Source organism: Marinobacter sp. KM021 (assembly GCF_050707965.1).
GTDB classification, from domain to species: domain Bacteria; phylum Pseudomonadota; class Gammaproteobacteria; order Pseudomonadales; family Oleiphilaceae; genus Marinobacter; species Marinobacter shengliensis.
The window spans coordinates 2595951-2612785 of sequence record NZ_CP136129.1; the positions used below are offsets into that span (position 1 = coordinate 2595951).

Below are 16835 nucleotides of genomic sequence, written 5' to 3' on the forward strand. Positions count from 1 at the left end.
GTGAGCTATTTAACGTCCTCTCTGGCCCTGCGCCTGGTGCTCCAGCATTTGCTCCATCATCATCTGCATATGCTCCAGGCGCTGTTCCATCATTTCCATTCGCTGTTCCGGCTCCATACCCGCGCCACCCGAACGAGGCCCTTTGCCGCCGGACTGACCTTTCGGCTGGTTACCCATGCCCTGACCACCGCCCATCTGGCCCTGGTGCTGCCCCATCATGCCCTGCCCTTGGCCCTGGCCCATGCCCTGCCCCATCATGCCACCACGCATCATCTGCATGTGCTGCTGCATGGACTCCATGTGCTTCTCGCGAATACGCTGGCGCTCCGCATCCGACTTGGCGTTGCGCATTTCCTGCATCATTTCCTGCATCTTAGACATGTTCTGATGCATCTGCTGCATCTGTTCCTGGTTCATCATGCCGCCCCGGGACATTTGCCCGGAGTTGCCCTGGGCGAAAACGAAAAGGGGCGTGGAAACCAGAACGGAACATGCGATTAACCGGGTAAACCTGTTCATGACATTCTCCTTTTCATCACTGTTGTTGAGCGTCTACTACAGTTAAGACCATAAAACTGAATCGAACCTGAAATAGCGGCCAAACCTGCTATCTCTCTCGGCAAGAATTGACTCAGGTCATCTGCGCGCGAGGCCCCTTCGTTTCCAGAGATAAAACAGCACCGGAATCACCAGCAAAGCCAGTAGCATAGCGCTGACCATACCACCCACCATCGGGGCTGCGATGCGACCCATCACTTCCGAGCCCGTCCCGGTTCCGAACATGATGGGCAACAGCCCGATAATGATGGAGCTTCCGGTCATCATGATCGGCCGAACCCGTAACCCGGCACCATGCAGGACGGCATGCCGGAGAGTTTCACGCCTGGGCTCAAGACCTTTTTGCTCACAGTTTTCAAGCATCGACTGGTAGGACTGGTTCAGATAGACCAACATGATCACCCCAATCTCCACGGCAACCCCGGCCAGAGCAATGAACCCCACACCAACGGCCACGGAAAAGTTGTAACCCAACAGGTACATGAACCAGACTGCGCCCACCAGGGCAAACGGCAGCGTGCCCAGGATCATCGCCACCTCGGCAATGCGGCGGAAGCTCATAAACAACAGGATGACAATGATCGCCAGTGTCAGCGGGACCACATAGGTCAGCCTTTCCTTGGCCCGGAGCATGTATTCATATTGGCCGGACCAGGCCACGGAGTAGCCTGCCGGCAGCTGCAGTTCATCATTTACAGCCGCCATGGCCTGTCCTACGTAGCTGCCAACATCAACACCCTCGATGTCCACAAAGGTCCAGCCATTAAGCCGGGCATTCTCACTTTTTATTGCTGGAGGGCCGTCCTCAATCCGAATGTCGGCCACATCCGCCAAGGCAATGCGTTGGCCGGACGGCGTCACGATTGGCAGCTGCCGGAGCTTTTCGGGGGAGTCACGGTAATCCTGAGGATAACGCACATTGATAGGGTATCTTTCCAGCCCCTCGATGGTTTGAGACACGTTAATTCCGCCCACGGCTGAAGCGATCACTTGCTGAACATCGGCTATGTTGAGGCCATACCTCGCCGCCCGTAATCGGTCGATATCAGCCTGAACATAACGGCCACCGGCAACGCGCTCCGAATACACAGATGCCGTACCGGGAACCTCCGAAAGAATGGCTTCCAGTTGCTTGCCCACTGCCTCGATGGTTGCCAGCTCAGGCCCGGCCACCTTGATGCCAACCGGCGTTTTTATCCCGGTCGCCAGCATGTCAATCCGGGTAATGATCGGCATCACCCAGGCATTGGTAACGCCGGGAAATTGGATAAGGGCATTCAATTCCTGCTTCAGTTTTTCGGTGGTCATGCCCTCACGCCACTGGTCGCGTGGCTTGAGTTGAATAAACGTTTCAATCATCGTTAGCGGGGCGGGGTCTGTCGCGGTCTCTGCCCGGCCAACCTTGCCAAAAACCGTTTCCACTTCCGGCAGCGAGGCAATCAACCGGTCGGTCTGTTGCAGCAATTCCCGGGCCTTGCCGATGGAAATCCCTGGGTAGGTGGTTGGCATATACATCAGATCGCCCTCATCGAGAGGCGGGATGAATTCGCTGCCTATCCGAGATGCAGGCCACAACCCCAACGCCAGAATCAGAACCACCGCGACCAGGGTTGTCGACGGATACTTAAGAACGCCCTTCAGCATTGGCAGATAACCCGCCACCAAGAACCGGTTCACCGGGTTCTTGTGTTCCGACAGCACCTTGCCACGGATGAAGTAACCCATGAGCACTGGCACCAGCGTGACCGCCAGAGCGGCACTGGCCGCCATGGCATAGGTTTTGGTGTAGGCCAGCGGCGAGAACATTCGGCCTTCCTGGGCTTCCAGCACGAACACCGGGACAAAGCTGACGGTAATGATCAGTAATGAGAAAAACAGCGCCGGCCCCACTTCGGCCGATGCCTTTGCCACCACCTGCCAGCGGTTTTCACGGGTCAGCGGTGTACGCTCCATGTGTTTGTGCATGTTCTCGATCATCACGATGGCACCGTCAATCATGGTGCCTATGGCAATGGCGATACCACCCAACGACATGATGTTGGCATTGATGCCCTGCCAGTACATTACGATGAAGGCTGTCAGGATGCCGACTGGCAGGCTGACCATCACCACCAGTGACGAACGCACGTGGAACAGGAAGATCACGCACACCAGCCCCACAACGAGAAGTTCTTCCAGTAATTTGTTCCAGAGGTTGGTCACAGCGCGATCGATCAACCCGGAGCGGTCATACACCGTGACCACCTCGACGCCGTCCGGCAGGCTGCTCTGCAAAGACTCCAGTTTGGCTTTCACCCCCCTTATGGTCTCCTGGGCGTTTTCACCAAAACGCATCACAATAACGCCGCCGACCGTTTCGCCCTCGCCATTCAACTCGGCAATGCCCCTGCGCATCTGCGGCCCAACTTCTACGCTGGCCACATCCTTTAACAAAACGGGCGTGCCGTTGTCGTCGAGACCCAGCGGAATCGAGAGCAAATCTTCCCGGGACTGGATATAGCCCGAGGCCCGCACCATGTACTCGGCCTCTGCCATCTCAATCACCGAAGCCCCCACTTCCTGATTGCCGCGTTTTATGGCGGTTTCAATGTGGGACAAGGGAATCCCCAGGGTACGCAGCTTTTCCGGGCTCACCTGCACCTGGTACTGCTTGACCATGCCACCCACCGTGGCCACTTCCGAAACACCGGGTACCGTCTGTAACTCATACTTCAGGAACCAGTCCTGAAGGCTTCGGAGCTGGCTCAGGTCGTGCTGCCCGGTGCGGTCTACCAAGGCGTACAGATACACCCAGCCCACGCCGGTGGCGTCAGGCCCCAGTTGCGGCCGGGCCTGCTCCGGCAGGTTCGGCGCCACCTGCGACAGGTATTCGAGCACCCGTGAGCGGGCCCAGTACATATCGGTGTTTTCGTCAAAGATCACATAAACGTAGGAATCACCGAAGAACGAATAGCCTCGAACGGTTTGAGCACCCGGCACCGAAAGCATGGCGGTGGTCAGCGGGTAGGTAACCTGATCTTCCACCACCTGAGGCGCCTGCCCCGGGTAGCTGGTTTTAATGATGACCTGGACATCCGACAGGTCCGGCAGTGCATCCACTGGCGTGTTCTTCAGGGAGTACAGTCCCAGACCGGTCAGCAGCAGTGCTGCCATGACAACCAGAAAACGGTTACGAACCGACCAGTAAATCAGCGACGTGATCATCAGTGGCCCCCTTCATGCTGCATGCCATGGGCGCTGTGATCCATCTCCGTCGGTCGGGGCGACATACGCAGAAAGTCAGAGGTTTTGCTGGATTCTGAATCGATCAGAAACTGCGCCGAGGTGACCACCGTGTCGCCGGGGCTTACCCCCTGCAGAATTTCCACATACTCCTCACCTACGCGCCCAACATCGACGTTAACCGATTTGAACGCTCCTTTTTCCAGAGCCAGCACCAAACGGTCACTCTGGCCGGTACGGATCACGGATTCCCGGGGCACTAACATTCGCCGGTCACCACGCTCTCCCTGTATGTTCAGCCGGGCGAACATACCCGGGCGCAAGGCACCGTCGGTGTTATCAAAGCGCAGTCTGACCCGGGCCGTGCGGGTTGTTGTGTTGATCTCCGGATAGACGTAATCCACCTGCCCCCGCCACTGCCGGTCCGGCATATAATCCAATGTCATCACCGCCCGATCACCGGGCTTAACTGCGGCAATCTGGCTCTCGAACATCTCGCCCAGAACCCAGACCTCGTCCAGCGAGGCAATGGTCACCACCTGGTCGCCGGGTTTGATGAACATCCCTTCGCGCACATTGAGACTCTCGATAACCCCGGTCGCCGGTGCGTAGACCGTCAGTGTACGGCGCACTTCGCGGGTATCCTTCAGGCTCCGTACCAGGCTGGTTGGAACATTCAGCGCCAATAGACGCTGCTCTGCAGCACGGACCAGATTCTCGTTGCCCCGGTTCAACGCCAGAACCAGTTCCTCCTGAGCGTTAACCAGGGTGGGCGAATACAACGAGTACAAGGCCTTGCCCTGTTCAACCGGCTCCCCCTCCGCCTTCACATACAGCGCCTCAATCCAGCCCTCAACACGGGGATGCACATGGGCCATGGCGTCCTCGTTATACTGGACGTGCCCGACGGTGGTGATGTTTAGTGGCAGGCGCCCCTGGATAACCGTGCCGGTCCTCACACCCAGGTTGTTGGTCACGGCGGGCGATATCCGGACGGTGCCCGCTGGGTCATCCGCGGCTCCGCCGTCCGCATAAACCGGCACAAGGTCCATCCCCATGGGCGACTTGCCCGGTTTGTCCCTTCTGAAATCAGGGTCCATGGGGGCCACCCAGTAAAGCGGCTCCTGGGCCTGTGAATGTGCAGGATCAGCGGTGTGATCCATGCTTGCGCCAGCCGCCAGCCACCAGCTAATGCCGGCACCGGCAAAACCACCCAGCACGAGAAAGCCCAGAGGGCGAATGAAATTGGCCATAGTTGTCAGTCCTGATATCGAGTCGATGAAGAGGGTGAGGCGTTGTCCGCGCCGGCGGTGACGTAATCGAAACTGGCTTGCGACCTGGCGCGCTCGGCCACCATCTGAACCAGCTCGATGCGGGCATTCAGCTCGGCAATACGCGCACGCACGGCTTCGGCAAAATCACCATCGTCAGAGTTGTAAGCACTCAGGGCGGCTTCGGCCTGCTGCTCCATCTGAGGCAGCAGGGTTTCCCGGTAACGTGTAATGCGCTCATCCAGGCGCTCAATGCGCGCCAGTGCACTGCGGGCTGACGCCTGCAACTGGCGCAGCTGCAGCATACGTTCGGTTTTAACGGTCTCTGCCCGGGCCACGGAGGCTTTGAGGTTCCGGTCTTGGCGGTTACTGGTGAATAGTGGGAGATCAACACTGATACCGACGGAGAAAAGGTCGGCCCTGTCCTGGCCATTGGGGGCTCTATCGCGGTATCCGTACTGTGCAGACAGTGACCATTCCGGTTTGTAGGCCTGTCTCGCCAGGTCCACCTCCAGAGTCCGCACCTCAATCAGTTCATCCGTGGCACGAATCATCGGGTGGTCGATCGCCAGTGCGCTATCGACCTTCGGACTGCCGTTCGCAGACAGTGCTGTCAAATACGACGGTATGGCATCGTCAACAGCCAGGAGGTCGGCACGGATTCCAGCTATTTCGTCAACCCATGCTCCCACCCACTCCGCCAGCGCCTCACGGCTGGAACTGAGCTCTGCTGACAGCGCGGTTAGCCGGTCGTCCAGCCGGGTCAGCTCGACGGATGCGCGAATCACGTCCTGCTGCCGGGCGCTCATTGTGGCCGAGCGGTAGCCCGCCTGGGCAACGTCTTCCAACTGCTCGAACAGGCCACGACTGCTCTCGATCAGCTGCACACTTTGCTGGGCGCGCCAGACATCGAGCCACAGGTGGGTGACTGTTTCGGTCACCTTGAGTTCACGATTGTCTCGCTGGCGGGGTTGTATTGACGCCATCTGCAGTACCCTGGCTTTGGCAATCCGGCGGCTGTCCCCCCGGGGAAAGCGCTGGGTAATGCCAACGGTGGTCTGGGTCATTGCCTCTTGCCCGAGATCGAAAGTGTCTGTGGGCAGGTTTGCCAGCCCGAGCGTCAAGCGGGGGTCAGGCAGCGAGCCCTGTGCCACCGCTTCTTCCCTGAGGGCCTGTTCCTGATAAACACTGCCTTGCAGCCAGGGGTCATTCCGTATGGCGATTTCAATGGCCGACGTCAGGCCCAGCTCCTGCTGGGCCGCTGCGGGCAAGGCTGAGATGGCCAGCATCGTGGCCATGCCCAGTTTTGGAAGGTGTCTGAGATAACGCAAAGTGAATTCTCCGCAAAAGCCTGTAATGCGGAGAATGCTAGAGAGGCAACCTGAACTGTGACTGAAAGATTTCTCCTAAATAATGGATTTTTGATCTCGCTCAAAACAATCAGACACGTGCTCTGATCTGGCCATTGAAATTAGGGTATCCGGATTAAGTGACGTATCCGATGTTTTACGATCACCTGCACAAGCTTCGCTCTCTCCGTATTTCCTGGTTGGCAGGAAAAGTTGGGGTGGGTGCCTCAAAACCGCTGCGGCTTCACATCCCGAGAGGGGTTCACGAAAGGCTGATGAAAAATTCGATTTAGCCAGGTCGTGCGAATCCTTGAATGCCTTGGTAACGAATATCATGCCGATGACCTTGCAGCCTGAACGGCCTTTTGCTCTCAATCAGCGGCTAGATGGGCGCAGTGCAGGTCTCTGACGGATCGCGCGGAATGTATTAGGTATCGAATACACCCTCAATCACAATCTGGTTGCGCCGCAAACTAGGCCGCTATAAGATAGTAATCAATTACTATCTTATAGGCTTGTAATGACTCAGAAACGTAATTTGACGGCCGAAGAGCGCCGGGAGCTCACTATAGACGCGGTCATCGACCTGAGCGCGCAGGATGATCCGGCCAACATCACCACCGGCAGCATCGCCAAACATATGTGCGTCACGCAAGGCGCGCTGTTTCGCCATTTTCCCAGCAAGGACGCGATCTGGGAGGCCGTCATCGGCAGGGTGGCCGAACGTGTGATGAAGCGGCTCGATAAAGCCGCTGCCTCGGCGGATAGCCCGTTGGCTGCGCTCGAGGCGATGTTCCATGCCCATGTCACGTTTATCGTCGAGCATCCTGGCGTGCCTCGGCTGATGATGGGGCAGCTGCAGCATGCCCGGCCGACGCCGGCCAGACGTATGGTTCGCTCGCTGCTGTTTCTCTACCGTGAGCGGATCGAGAGATTGTTGAACGAGGCGCAGGAGGCTGGCGAGCTGCGTCGAGATCTGGATATCGAGGCGGCGGCCACCCAGTTCATCGGCACCATTCAGGGGCTGGTCATGCAGTCGCTGATGATCGGCAACATGAACCATTTGGCCGAGCAGGCCCAGGGTGCGTTCCACCTCTACTGTCATGGCATCCAGAAAGCACAAGGGGCGTATCCATGATAGGCCTGAACCAACGCTTGGGGCGTTTTTTGGCGGTAGTCATTGGCCTCGCCATCGGTGCGGCGCTTCTGGTCTTCTTCTTGGTTAATCGGCAGGCTCCCGAGCACAGCGACTCACCACCTGCCCCAAAGGTGGTGGCAGTGATCGAGGCGCAGCCACTGGCGTTTCGCCTCGAGGCACGTGGCCACGGCGTGGCGCGCCCTGCCGAAACCTGGCAAGCCGTTGCAAACGTCTCGGGCCGGGTGGTGGAGCGCCATCCGCATCTGGAGAGCGGCACCCTGCTGCGCGAAGGCACCTTGCTGCTGGCGCTGGACCCGAGTCGCTACGAGCTGGCTATCGCCGAGGCCGAGGCGGAGTTGACTCAGCTCGAGGCAGAGGAGGCCAATACCCGGCGTTTGCTGGATTTGGAACGCCAGGCACTCGATCTCGCCGAGCAGGAACTTTCACGAATCGAGCGGCTGGCGGCCACCGGTGCTGTCTCCACTTCTCAGCGTGATGCTCAACGTCACAGCACTGTGGGGCAGCGCCAGGCGGTGGCCACTCTGGAGAATACCTTGGCCTTGCTGCCAGCCCAGCGCGAGCGGGCATCGGTGCGCCTTGCCCAGGCGCGCCGTGACTTGGCGGATACCCGCTTCGAGGCGCCCTATGACCTGCGCCTCGGTGAGGTAGACGTAGAGCTTCACCAGTTCGTGGGTGCGGGCCAGCGGCTGTTCGAGGCGGATAGCCTGGCGGCTGCCGAGGTGGAGGCACGCCTTCCCTTCAGCATGGTACGACGCCTCCTGGGCCGTGTGGCGCCGGTCGAGCTCGAGCCCGGCACCCTGGATCTGAGTGAGCGCATCGATCTTGACTCGATCGATGCTGAGCTGGAGCTGGTCGGAGCACCCGGGGTTAGCTGGGAAGGTCGGGTGGTGCGCGTGGCCAGCGGCCTCGACCCGGCCACCCGCGCAGTGCGAGTCGTCGTAAGGGTTGAGGAGCCCTGGCGCGATGCGCGGCCCCCTGACCATCCACCACTACAGCGCGACATGTACACCCGAGTGCGCCTGTCGACATCCAGTCCCGTGGCACAACTCTTGGTCCCCGCGTCGGCCCTCCATCAGGGTGAGCTCTACCTTGCTGACGAGCACGATCGCCTGGTCAGGCGCCCGGTGTCCGTAGCCTTCCAACAAGGAGACCTGGCAGTGATCGAGTCGGGCCTCACCCCGGGCGAGCGGGTGATCGTCGATGACCTCCAACCAGCCATCGAGGGTATGGCGCTGGCGCCTCGCCGCGACGTGGCCCTCGAGGCACGTCTGACCGCCCGGGCTCTAGGCGAAGTAACGTCAGGAGAACGGCAATGATTCGCTGGTTTGCCGCTCATCCCACCGCCGCCAATCTGCTGCTGATATTGCTGCTGGCCGCCGGGCTGTTCGCCGCACCCCACCTCAAGCGTGAGACCTTCCCCGATTATCGCCCGATGGAAGTGTCTGTGGAGGTAGTCTATCGCGGCGCCAGCGCTGCTGACGTGGAGGACGCCGTGTGTCGGCGCCTGTACGATGCCGTTAAAGGCGTAGAATTTCTCGATGAGTTCAGCTGTGTGGCTCAGGACAATCTAGCCAGTGCCACGGCAACCATGTCTGTCGGGGGCGATGCCATTCGTTTCCTCAATGAGATCGACACCGAGGTGAACGCCATCACCGAGCTGCCGGCCCGCGCCGACTCCCCTGTAGTGAGGGAGCTTCACCGCAGTGACATGGTGGCGGCAGCGGCGGTGTCTGGCGGCATGCCGATGCACCAGCTCGAGGACTACGCCCTGCGTCTGGAGGAGCGCATCATGACGCTGCCCGGCGTGGCTGAGGTAGCGATCTACGGGAGGTCCCAGCGCCAGTGGCAGGTTGAAGTGCCCCGCGAGGTGCTAGGACAGCACGGTCTCTCGGCACAGGAGCTGGCGCGCCGAGTGGCCGGTCAAAACCTTGACCTTCCCCTGGGAACCCTGGAAACCGCCGATCGCGATATCCTGCTGCGCTTCACCGACCAGCGCCGCTCACTGGCCGAGTTGGCCGGTCTGGTAGTGGTCTCCGACGCTGGGGGCGGCGAGCTGACCTTGGGCGAGCTGGCCACCATCAACGAGACCGGTGAGCACGCTGAAGAGCGAATCCGCTTCAACGGTGAGCCGGCGCTGGTGCTGGAGGTGAGCAAGGCGCTGCGAGACGATGCCCTTACGGTTAAGGAGTCCTTGGACACGCTGCTTGAGGCGGAACGGCGGCGATTCGACGGGGGTATCTCTCTGACGCTGACCCAGGATGCGACCAGTATCGTTCGCGACCGCCTGCAGATGCTGGTGACTAACGGCTTGATGGGGCTGGTGTTGGTGGTGCTGGTGATGAGCCTCTTCTTCCGTCCGCGCCTAGCTCTGTGGGCCGTTCTGGGCCTGCCTGCGGCCTTCATGGGGGCCTTCATCGTCATGGCCCTGACCGGGCTGTCATTGAATATGATCACCTTGGTGGCATTGCTGATGGCTATCGGCATCGTCATGGATGATGCCATCGTGATCACCGACAGCATTGCCGTCCACGCCCTGAAAGGGGCCTCACCGGTGGAAGCGGTGGTAGCGGGCACCCGCCAGGTGTTGCCCGGCGTGCTTTCGTCGTTTCTTACCACGGTCGCGGTGTTCGCCCCGCTCTCCTTCCTCGCCGGTGAGCTGGGCGCGGTGCTTGAAGTGCTGCCGGTGGTGCTGATCGCCGCCCTGGCGGCGAGCCTCGTCGAGGCGTTCTGGATCCTGCCCCACCACCTCAAGGGCAGCGTGGGCCGGCTCGCCAGTGGTCACGACTCACGTTTCCGTGCCGCCTTCGAACGGTATTTCGACAGATTCCGCGAGGCGGTCGGGCGGCTCGCCGATGGGGCAATCCGCTTTCGGCATGCTGTGCTGGGGGCCATTTTTGCCATTATGCTGGGCTCCTTCGGCTTCATGGCCGGGGGGCACGTGGGCAGTGAGGCAATGCCGGATATCGACGGTGATGTGCTGGAGGCTCGTATCCTGATGTCCCAGGGCACACCGCTGGCGCGTACCGAGGCTGTGGCCGAGCGAGTCGAGGCGGCAATCCGTGAGCTCAATGCCCGCTACTCTCAGGACCAGCCGGGGGGAGCATCCCTGGTGGAGGCGATCCAGGTGCGTTTCAACCACAACCCCAGCGCGCGAGAGGCTGGCCCCCATGTGGCCACCGTCATCGTCGACCTGCTGACCGCCGAGCGTCGCCGGGTGACCCTAGACGAGCTGACCGCCGCCTGGCGTGAGGCCATCGGTGAGATCGAGGGGCTTCAGCGATTGATTATCCAGGAGCCCGGCTTCGGCCCCGCTGGGGTGCCGGTGGAGGTGCGCTTGGCGGGAGAGAACCTGGAGGCCATGAAGTCGGCAGCGCTGGAGCTAGGCGTGCATCTCGAGAACTACGCGGCCGTTTACAACGTCATCGACGATCTGCGCTTGGGCAAGCCTCAACTGACCTTCTCTATGGCTGAGGGCGCCCATGGCCTGGGCCTCTCCGCCGAAGAGGTGGCCGGACAGCTGCGCGCGGCGCTGCTGGGGGAGATCGCCGACACCCAGCGCATCGGCGACCAAGAGATCGAGATGCTGATCCGCCTGACAGAAGCTGACAGGAGCTCCCTGGACGACCTGGCCGATCTGACTATCGCCCTGCCGGATGGGCGCCGGGTGCCCCTGGAAGTGGTGGCCAACGCCGAGGAGCGGCGCGACTGGGCGCGCATCACCCGCATCGATGGGCGGCGTACCGTCACCGTGGAGGCTAACGTGGATGCGCGTCAGGCCAGTGGTCAGGCCATCGTCGAGGATCTCGTCGGCAGCGGCTGGCTGAACGAATTCCGCGAGCGTCATCCCGAGGTGGAACTCTCCTTGGAGGGCCAGGTAGCCAGCTCCGCCGAGACCGGCGGCTCCATCGGCCGCGGTCTGCTGATCGGTCTGGTGAGTATCTTCGTGATCCTCTCCTTTCAGTTCCGCAGCTACGTTGAACCCCTGATCGTCATGCTCTCTATACCACTGGCCTTCATCGGCGCCATCTGGGGACATGTGCTGATGGGCTATTACCTTTCCATGCCGTCATTGATCGGTGCGGCATCGCTGGCCGGCATTGTGGTCAACAACGCCATCCTGCTGATCCATTTCATCAAGACCCATCGCGAGAGCGGGCTGGGTGCGGTGGCGGCCGCCGGCCAGGCCAGCCGCGACCGGCTGCGCGCCATCCTGATTTCGTCCACCACCACCATCGCCGGGCTGTTGCCGCTGCTGGCCGAAACCAGCACCCAGGCGGCGGCCATCAAACCGCTGGTGATTTCGGTGGTGTTCGGACTGCTTAGCGCCACCGTACTGGTACTCCTGGTAATTCCGGCGCTCTACGTGCTGCTGGATGACTGGGGGTGGGTTCAGACGACCGGGCCATCAACAGGATAGCTGGCACGTGAAGCCTGCTAATACTTGCTCATCAAAACAGGAGATAACCATGACCTTATGCAAATACAGCACAAAAATCGTTCTGCTGCTCGTCTTGACGGCCCCGTCGGCTTGGCTTATGGCCAGTGGTGATAATGACGATCAACACTCAGCGAGAGAACAGAAAAGCTCCAGTGAGGAACTAGTGCTTCGCTCCATCATGCGCGAACTTGATGAAAACATGCGCGAGGTTGTTGGGGCTATCTCCCGGGAAAACTGGGAACGGGTAGCTGAAATCGCGCCCCTAATTGCCGATCATCCCGAGCCGCCGTTCGGGGAAAAGACACGCATATTGCGCTTTGTCGGAACCGATGCCGCACGCTTCCGGGGATATGACAGGCAGGTGCATGAAACCGCCAGGAATATGGGTGACAAGGCGCGTCAGGCGGATGGCCAAGCAGTAATCGAGGCGTTTTCTCGGGTACAGAACCACTGTCTAGCCTGCCATCAGGAATTTAAGGAAGGGTTCAGAGCCCATTTTTACGGCAAATGAATAGCAGGGTGCTGAGGAATACCTGCAGATGCAGTCTTTGCGCGACTCGATTTTTTCTAGATCTGGAGCATCTGACCGACATGCCTTGGCTAAGTAAAAATTCGTCAACTGCTGAATATAACATGCTGCGACAGGAAACTTTGCCCCGAAATATCACACTTGCCTGACAACGTATTGCACCTCCCTGAGTACCAAGTGCTAAATGCCATAGAAATGGAAGACGGGCTGCACTTTCATATGGATGCGCCAGACCCCATAGCTTGCGAAGAGTGTGGTGCAGAGGGTGAGTTCGTCAGATTCGGCAAGCGAGATGTCGCTTACCGCGACCTCCCAGTCCACGGAAAGCGGGTCATCCTAAACCACTTAATCCGAATACCCTGAAACTACATCAAACCAACGCCGAATCGTTTCATCACGAATGCCAGGGAAACAAAACAGATCATGGTCAGCACGGCACTGGCCGCCAGCGACAACCAGAATCCCAAACGGGGTAACAGGAACGGAAACAACAGAAACATCGGCAAGGTGGGCAGCACATACCAGAAGGTGTACCAGGCATGGTTGGAGATCTTGTCCGCAGGCTGATGCTCAACATACATCCAGACCATCGCCAGCACAGTCACCATGGGCAGCGCCGCAATCAGTGCGCCGAGTTTGTCGCTGCGCTTGGCAACTTCCGAAATCAGTACTACCAGGGCGGCGGTGATGGCGTATTTGGTTATAAGCCATGTCATTGTATTGCTCTCCACAAAAGCCCCGGCAGGCGCGAACCCTTCGGAACATTTTTGACATTTAATTGTTATCCGTTTGGCGAGAAAGGTATCCTCATTCGCTCAAGCAATACAACCACCAAACTTGGGTTATCCCGACGATGCCCATGACCGAGCCAGTGCACTGACGCCCATGATCGCCACCATTCGCCACAGAACACTGTTGCCACTGATGGTTATGCTCATCGCACTGGCTGGCATGACGCTCTCCACCATTGGTGAAGCATCTTCCCATGGTATTGCCGAACTCACAGGGTTGGACGTGACTGATCATGGTGATCATTCCCACAGTCATAGCCTGGAGGATCACGGCGAGAGCTCACACGGCTCTCACCAGCACCACGACTCTGGCAACCACACCCATGAAACGGCAGATCGGCTGACCATTACGCTCACAACTGCACTAGTAGTTTCACACCGGCAACCCCTGTCTTTCGCCGGAGCCTCGCCCCAGAATTTTCGTCATCGCCTTGAACGCCCTCCAAAACCCGCTCTGATTGCCTGATTCTCGCTGCACTGCAGCTGACTGAACGAACACAATTGGAGTCTTTATGTTGTCAACTTTGCTTGGCGGCGTTCGGCGTAGGCGTCATGCCACCGGCGGATACCGTCTGTTATGGATTGTTCTGACCCTCGGGCTATTCGGCATGAGCGCCGATGCACTCGCCCACGCCGTCGCCGAGGGCGATAAAGGTTATATCCAGGAGATCACCGGGGTTAACCTGATAGCCTTCATGTATCTGGGGGCCAAGCACATGGTCACCGGCTATGACCACCTGCTGTTCCTGCTGGGTGTCATCTTCTTCCTCTACCAGATGAAACACATCGCGATCTACGTGAGCCTGTTTGCGGTAGGGCACTCCACCACCATGCTGCTGGGGGTGTATTTCAACATTGGCATCAACAGCTACATCATTGATGCCATTATCGGGCTATCCATCGTGTACAAGGCGCTGGACAACATCGGTGCCTATCAACGGTGGTTTGGTTTTCAGCCGAACACCAAGGCCGCCACGCTAATCTTCGGGTTCTTCCACGGCTTTGGCCTGTCTTCAAAAATCATCGAATACGACATCTCACCGGACGGCCTGGTGCCAAACCTGCTGGCGTTTAACGTCGGGGTGGAAATTGGCCAGCTCATCGCCCTGGCCATGATCCTGATCGCCATCAGCTTCTGGCGTAAAACCGACGGCTTTTTCCGCCACGCCTACACCGCCAATGTGGCCATGATGAGCGCAGGCTTCCTGCTCTTCGGCTATCAGCTCACCGGTTATTTTGTCGCTTAATTCTGGAGATTCGTTATGTACAACACCGATAGACCAAACCGTGAAGAACTACCCTCCACCGCCAAACTGGTTCGATCAACCATCATCGCCGCTATTGTTGCACTGGTGCTGCTGGTGACGGTGGTCATGCCCGCCGAGTATGCGCTGGACCCGACCGGTGCCGGCCGGGTTCTGGGCCTGACCGAGATGGGTGAAATCAAGGAACAGCTGGCCGAAGAAGCGGCCGCCGATGCCGCCGCGCAAAGGGTGGCAGTGCAAACCCAGATAGAAGCACCGGCGCCAGCATCGGTTGAGCCCGCCGCCACTGCCGAAGCAGCTCCGGAAGCCGAACCGGCGCCGGAAGAGCCTGCTCCAGCAACCGCCGACGAATCCGAATGGCAAGATGAGGTTCGTTTTGTGCTGACGCCGGGCCAGGGTACGGAGTTCAAACTCACCATGAATGAGGGCGCCATCGCCCGGTTTTCCTGGGAATCCGAAGGTGGCCCGGTTAACTTTGACACCCATGGCGATGGTGGCGGCCGGTCCATCTCTTACGAAAAGGGCCGGGGCGTTCCGGAGGATGAAGGCGAACTTGAGGCCGCCTTTACCGGCAACCACGGCTGGTTCTTTCGGAACCGCAACAACAACAATGTGACCATGGTACTGCGCACCGGCGGTGATTACGGTGAACTGAAGAAAATGCTGTAGATGGTAAAGTACGCACCACTGCGACAGCCTCAGGGACGAGGCACAAATAAACGATATTGAATAATGTAATCAAGGAAAAGGGCTGATGAGTGAAGTTTCTTTCAGGGAAGCGCTGATAGTCTGGATTAGGATCGGTCTTCTCAGCTTCGGCGGCCCGGCAGGGCAGATCGCGTTAATGCACCGGATTATTGTAGACGAGAAGAAGTGGCTGGATGAGTCTCGATTTCTACACGCCCTGAACTATTGCATGCTGTTACCCGGGCCTGAGGCTCAACAACTTGCCACCTACATCGGTTGGCTAATGCATGGTGTGAGGGGCGGGGTTATTGCAGGCCTGCTGTTTATCATTCCTGGGGCCCTGGCAATTTTCCTTTTGTCCTGGGCGTATGTCACCATCGGTGACCTGACTCTTGTTGAAGGTGTTTTTTTCGGCCTGAAAGCGGCGGTGCTCGCGATTGTTGTTCAGGCCCTGATACGAATCGGCAAACGAGCACTCAAGGGCACTTTGAGGCCGTTCCTCGCCGTTGCCGGTTTTCTGGCTTTGTTTGTTTTCAGCGTACCGTTTCCGATCGTGGTTCTGACGGCGGGCATTGCGGGCTACCTGGTAGCCCGTAGACTTGGGCCGGACAATACGGAGGCCAATCATTCGTTGGTCAGCACAGAAACCGTTGTACGCCCCGGCACCCGGCGTGCAGCCCTAACCTGCCTGGTACTTTGGGCACTGACCGTGTTTGGGTTGCTGGCCGCCCTGGGCTACGGCCATGTGTATTCGCAGATTGCCGTGTTTTTCTCAAAGATGGCAACAGTCACCTTTGGCGGCGCCTACGCGGTGCTGTCTTACGTGGCCCAGCAAGGGGTTGAGAACTATCAGTGGCTACAGCCCGGTGAAATGCTGGAGGGCCTCGGCCTGGCGGAGACAACGCCAGGGCCCCTTATTCTGGTCACACAGTTCGTTGGATTTCTCGCAGCCTACCGCGATGCTGCCGGCGAGTCTGCGCTCCTCTTCGCCTCTATTGGCGCCCTGCTGACCACATGGGTGACGTTTCTGCCCTGCTTTCTGTGGATCTTTGCCGGTGCGCCCTACGTGGAGAAACTACGCGCAAACCAAGCCATTTCTTCCGCCCTTGGGGCCGTCACTGCCGTCGTCGTTGGAGTGATTGCCAACCTGGCACTTTGGTTTGCGATCAGCGCACTGTTCGCCGAGCAATTCCTCTTCTCGGAGTATGGTGTCAACATGCAACTGCCCCATCTTGCCAGCGTAGATGTGCCGATGCTGACACTCTCAGCCGTGGCGTTTCTCTGTGCGTTCCAGTTCAAAATGGGGGTTATCCCCCTGGTGAGCACATTGGCCAGCCTTGGGGCCGTCTGGATGCTGATGGCGGGCTAACCCAAGCTCGCTGCTGACAACGACAGCGGACGCCCCGGTGCAGCCTCCGGACGGAACCTGTTCAAAGGAATCCATAACGATGTGACTGTGCAGCGTCATCGTAAACGCATCGCCTTTATGATCACGAGGACAGAGAACAGAAATAAGCGAACACAAAGTCCCTATGTACTTCCGATAGGTCAGTTCAAGCCCCTTAC

At 59.0% G+C, this 16835-nt stretch carries 13 protein-coding genes and 1 pseudogene; 9 read left to right on the plus strand and 5 right to left on the minus strand.

What is annotated here, in order from left to right; all coding sequences use genetic code 11:
• Positions 1-9: 9 nt before the first annotated feature.
• The 4 genes from RVM24_RS12210 to RVM24_RS12225 all read right to left on the minus strand — a co-directional run bounded on the left by RVM24_RS12210 (position 10) and on the right by RVM24_RS12225 (position 6382).
• Positions 10-519 (minus strand): hypothetical protein, encoded by a 510-nt coding sequence (locus tag RVM24_RS12210; RefSeq protein ID WP_374787718.1) that lies wholly within the window; start codon positions 517-519, stop codon positions 10-12.
• A 117-nt stretch (positions 520-636) separates the two neighbouring features.
• Complete coding sequence (locus tag RVM24_RS12215; protein ID WP_374787719.1) at positions 637-3762, minus strand: efflux RND transporter permease subunit; 3126 nt, start codon at positions 3760-3762, stop codon at positions 637-639.
• The gene (locus RVM24_RS12220; protein WP_152438960.1) at positions 3762-5033 is read right to left on the minus strand and encodes an efflux RND transporter periplasmic adaptor subunit; all 1272 of its coding nucleotides are present in this window, start codon (positions 5031-5033) and stop codon (positions 3762-3764) included. The genes RVM24_RS12215 and RVM24_RS12220 overlap by 1 nt, the downstream gene beginning before the upstream one ends.
• A gap of 5 nt (positions 5034-5038) precedes the next feature.
• A complete protein-coding gene (locus tag RVM24_RS12225; RefSeq protein WP_228715435.1) occupies positions 5039-6382 on the minus strand; it encodes a TolC family protein in 1344 nt (447 codons plus the stop codon).
• A gap of 538 nt (positions 6383-6920) precedes the next feature.
• Here RVM24_RS12225 and RVM24_RS12230 point away from each other — a divergent pair.
• The 5 genes and pseudogenes from RVM24_RS12230 to RVM24_RS12250 form a co-directional block, all read left to right on the plus strand.
• Positions 6921-7538, plus strand: coding sequence for a TetR/AcrR family transcriptional regulator (locus RVM24_RS12230; protein WP_286921611.1), 618 nt, complete (start codon positions 6921-6923; stop codon positions 7536-7538).
• Complete coding sequence (locus RVM24_RS12235; RefSeq protein ID WP_286921612.1) at positions 7535-8875, plus strand: efflux RND transporter periplasmic adaptor subunit; 1341 nt, start codon at positions 7535-7537, stop codon at positions 8873-8875. Before RVM24_RS12230 ends, RVM24_RS12235 begins: the two co-directional genes overlap by 4 nt.
• On the plus strand, positions 8872-11976 hold the full coding sequence (locus tag RVM24_RS12240; RefSeq protein ID WP_286921613.1) for an efflux RND transporter permease subunit: 3105 nt from the start codon (positions 8872-8874) through the stop codon (positions 11974-11976). Before RVM24_RS12235 ends, RVM24_RS12240 begins: the two co-directional genes overlap by 4 nt.
• Positions 11977-12025: 49 nt before the next feature.
• Positions 12026-12508, plus strand: coding sequence for a cytochrome c (locus tag RVM24_RS12245; RefSeq protein ID WP_286921614.1), 483 nt, complete (start codon positions 12026-12028; stop codon positions 12506-12508).
• 150 nt (positions 12509-12658) lie between these two features.
• A pseudogene (locus RVM24_RS12250) lies at positions 12659-12865 on the plus strand (transposase family protein); the annotation flags it as partial.
• Positions 12866-12891: 26 nt separating this feature from the next.
• Here the strand turns inward: RVM24_RS12250 and RVM24_RS12255 are convergent.
• Positions 12892-13242, minus strand: a complete 351-nt coding sequence (locus RVM24_RS12255; RefSeq protein WP_374815175.1) for a DUF3147 family protein — start codon at positions 13240-13242, stop codon at positions 12892-12894.
• A gap of 121 nt (positions 13243-13363) precedes the next feature.
• Between RVM24_RS12255 and RVM24_RS12260 the strand changes: the two genes are divergently transcribed.
• From RVM24_RS12260 to chrA, 4 genes are all read left to right on the plus strand, one after another.
• Positions 13364-13783 carry a hypothetical protein gene (locus RVM24_RS12260; RefSeq protein ID WP_431474075.1) on the plus strand — a complete coding sequence of 140 codons (420 nt, stop codon included), beginning with the start codon at positions 13364-13366 and terminating at the stop codon, positions 13781-13783.
• A 46-nt stretch (positions 13784-13829) separates the two neighbouring features.
• Positions 13830-14564, plus strand: a complete 735-nt coding sequence (locus tag RVM24_RS12265) for a HupE/UreJ family protein (RefSeq protein ID WP_374815178.1) — start codon at positions 13830-13832, stop codon at positions 14562-14564.
• A gap of 15 nt (positions 14565-14579) precedes the next feature.
• Positions 14580-15251 carry a hypothetical protein gene (locus RVM24_RS12270; protein ID WP_374815180.1) on the plus strand — a complete coding sequence of 224 codons (672 nt, stop codon included), beginning with the start codon at positions 14580-14582 and terminating at the stop codon, positions 15249-15251.
• Positions 15252-15336: 85 nt separating this feature from the next.
• Positions 15337-16638, plus strand: a complete 1302-nt coding sequence (chrA, locus tag RVM24_RS12275) for a chromate efflux transporter (protein ID WP_319635440.1) — start codon at positions 15337-15339, stop codon at positions 16636-16638.
• Positions 16639-16835 lie beyond the last annotated feature (197 nt).